Raw genomic sequence first — 3,423 nt, forward strand, 5'->3', positions numbered from 1 at the left:
GGAGAAGAGCAGCATGATGCCGAGCAGCCACCAGAAGCCGGGCTGCACGAAGCTGGCCAGGATGATCAGCAGGAAGAGCACCGGCAGCCCCGACCAGATCTCGGTGAAGCGCTGGCCGATCAGGTCGGTGCGCCCGCCGAAGTAGCCCTGGATGCCGCCCACCAGCACCCCCATCACCAGGGAGCCCGCGGTGAGCACCAGGGCGAAGGCCACCGAGAGGCGAAAGCCGTAGATCACCCGGGCGAGTACGTCGCGCCCCTGGTCGTCGGTGCCGAGCCAGTGGCGTCCGTCCGGCGGTGCCGGCGAGGGCCGCATCATCTGCATGTCCAGGGTCTGGTAGGAGAAGGGGATCGGCGGCCAGAGCGCCCAGCCGTGCTCGGCGATCTGCGCCTGCACGAAGGGATCGTGGTAGTCCGCGGTGGTGGGCAGGAAGCCGCCGAACTCGGTCTCCGGGTAGTCCACCAGCAGCGGCACGTACCACTGGCCGTCGTAGCGCATCACCAGCGGCTTGTCGTTGGCGATCAGCTCGGCGCCCAGGCTCACCACGAAGAGTGCCAGGAACACCCAGAGCGAGACCCGGGCGCGGCGGTTACCGTGGAACACCGCCAGGCGCCGGCGGGTGATGGGGGAGAGGCGCTCCGTCCAGGCTGTGAACAGGGTCTTTGAGAAAACGGCCATCGGCTCAGGACTCCCGTGTCTCGAAGTCGATGCGCGGGTCCACCCACACATAGGTGAGATCGGAGATCAGCTTGAGGATCAGGCCGATCAGGGTATAGAGGTAGAGGGTGCCGAAGATCACCGGGTAGTCGCGCTGCATCACCGCCTCGAAGCCCAGCAGCCCCAGCCCCTCCAGGGAGAAGATCACCTCGATCAACAGCGACCCGGTGAAGAAGATGGCGATCAGGGCGCCGGGCAGCCCGGCGATGATGATCAGCATGGCGTTGCGGAAGACATGGCCGTAGAGCACGCCGCGGTCGCTGGCGCCCTTGGCCCGGGCGGTGAGCACGTACTGCTTGTGGATCTCGTCCAGGAAGCTGTTCTTGGTCAGCATGGTCAGGGTGGCGAAGCTGCCGATGGTCATGGCCACCACCGGCAGGGTGATGTGCCAGAAGTAATCCTTGACCTTGCCCCAGGTCGAGAGCTCGTCGAAGTCCGGGGAGGTGAGGCCACGCAGCGGGAAGAGGTCCCAGTAGCTGCCGCCGGCGAAGAGCACGATCAATAGGATGGCGAACAGGAAGCCGGGGATGGCGTAGCCGACGATCACCAGCCCCGAGGTCCAGACGTCGAAGCGCGAGCCATGGGTCAGCGCCTTGCGAATGCCGAGCGGGATAGAGATCAGGTAGACCAGCAAGGTGGTCCAGAGCCCCAGCGAGATCGACACCGGCAGCCGCTCGATCATCAGCTCCACCACCGGTCGATCACGGAAGAAGCTGTTGCCGAAGTCGAAGGTGGCGTAGTCGCGCATCATGCCGAGAAAGCGCACATGGGCGGGCTGGTCGAAGCCGAACTGCGCCTCCAGCTGCTCGATGAAGCGCGGGTCGATGCCCCGGGCGCCCCGGGACTCGTCGCGCACCATCACCTCGCCGCCGGCCTCGAGCCGCGTGCTGGCCATGGCGTCGGCGCCCTCGAAGCGTGCCAGCATCTGGTCGATGGGGCCGCCCGGGGCGGCCTGCACGATGATGAAGTTGAGCAGCATGATCCCGATCAGGGTGGGGATCATCAGCAGCAGGCGACGCAGGATATAGCGGCTCACTTGGGCACCTTCCTTGTTGGCGTCAGGGACGTCATCAGCGGCGGCGCAGGCGCTGATTGATCTCGGCTTCCCGCTCGGCGTCGACCCACCAGGCGGCGAGATCCATGCCGAACTCGGGGAAGGGCTCGGGCCAGCCGAACTTGTCCCAGATGGCGATGCGGGTCTCGCCGGAGTGGTAGTGGGGAATCATCGGGAAGCGCCACAGCAGCACCCGGTCCAGGGCGCGGGCGGTGGCGTTGAGCGCGTCGCGGCTGTCGGCGCGGATCAGCCGTTCGACCAGGGCATCCACCACCGGGTCGGCCAGGCCCATCAGGTTGCGGCTCTGGGGGCTCTCGGCGAAGTCGCTGGTCCAGAACTCGCGCTGCTCGTTGCCCGGGTTGTTGGACTGGGGAAACTGCCCCACGGTCATGTCGAAGTCGAAGCTGCGCAGGCGGTTGAGGTACTGGTTGATGTCGACGATGCGGATGCTGCCCTGGATGCCCAGGCGCGCCATGTTGCGCAGCATCGGCTGGGTGACCCGCTCCATGCCGGTGTCGAAGAGCAGCACCTCGACGGTCAGCGGCTGGCCCGTCTCGCCGTGCACCAGGCGTCCCCCCTCGACCTCGTAGCCGGCCTCGCGCAGCAGCGCCAGGGCCAGGCGCAGGCGCTCGCGCAGCTCCTGTGGGTGGTCGAAGGGCAGCGCCTCGGTGAAGAGCCGCTCGGGCAGCTGGTCCCGGAAGGGCTCGAGCAGGGCGAGTTCCTCCCCCTCCGGCAGCCCCCGGGCGGCCATCTCGGAGTTCTGGAAGTAGCTCTCGGTGCGGCGGTAGGCGTCGTAGAAGAGATTGGCGTTGAGCCAGGGGAAGTCGAAGGTGAGCGACAGGGCCTCGCGCACCCGGGGATCGGCGAACTTGTCGCGGCGCAGGTTGAAGACGAAGGCCTGCATGCGCGCCGGCTGGCCGTCGGGGACGGTCAGCCGGCGCACCAGGCCGTCGCGGTAGGCGGGGAAGTCGTAGCCGATGGCCCAGGTGGCGGCCCGGGCGTCGATGCGATAATCCATCACCCCGGCCTTGAAGGCCTCCCAGGCGATGTCGCGGTCGCGGTAGTAGTCGTAGACCAGCCGGTCGATGTTGTGGCGGCCTCGGTTCACCGGGAGGTCCCGCCCCCAGTAGTCGGGATCGCGGGCGTAGACAATGCGCCGACCGGGATCCACCTCGGCGATCCGGTAGGGGCCGGAACCGGGGTGGGCGGCCAGTGTCGGCGCGGTGAAGTCGCGCGCCTCCCAGTAGTGCCTGGGCAGCACCGGCAGCTGGCCGACGATCAGCGGCAGCTCCCGGGAGTGAACCTCGGCGAAGTCGAAGCGCACGGTATGGTCATCCAGGGCGGTGACCGCCTCCACGTCGGCGTAGTAGGCGCCGTAGAAGGGGTTGCCCTGCTCGATCAGCAGCTCGAAGCTGAACACCACGTCGTGGGCGGTGAGCGGCTCGCCGTCGTGGAAACGCGCCTCCGGGCGCAGGTCGAACTCGATCCACTCACGGTCCGGGTCGAGGCGCATACCGGAGGCGAGCAGTCCGTAGACCGAGAAGGGCTCGTCGGGGTTGCCCTCCACCAGGGTGTCGTAGATCTGGCTGAGGCCCGCCGCCGGGGTGCCGCGGATGATAAAGGGGTTGGTGGAGTCGAAGCTGCCCCCCACG

2 protein-coding genes and 1 pseudogene are annotated in these 3,423 nt (G+C 67.7%); all 3 read right to left on the reverse strand.

The window, feature by feature from the left end; genetic code table 11:
- A pseudogene (locus tag J5F18_RS11545) lies at positions 1–678 on the reverse strand (ABC transporter permease); the annotation flags it as partial.
- 4 nt (positions 679–682) lie between these two features.
- Entirely contained in the window at positions 683–1,753 is a 1,071-nt protein-coding gene (locus tag J5F18_RS11550; RefSeq protein WP_346298774.1) for a microcin C ABC transporter permease YejB, read from the reverse strand.
- 34 nt (positions 1,754–1,787) lie between these two features.
- The coding region (locus J5F18_RS11555; RefSeq protein ID WP_346298775.1) for an extracellular solute-binding protein at positions 1,788–3,423 on the reverse strand (1,636 nt) is incomplete at its 5' end.

The sequence above is a fragment of the Halomonas sp. BM-2019 genome (assembly GCF_017584085.1).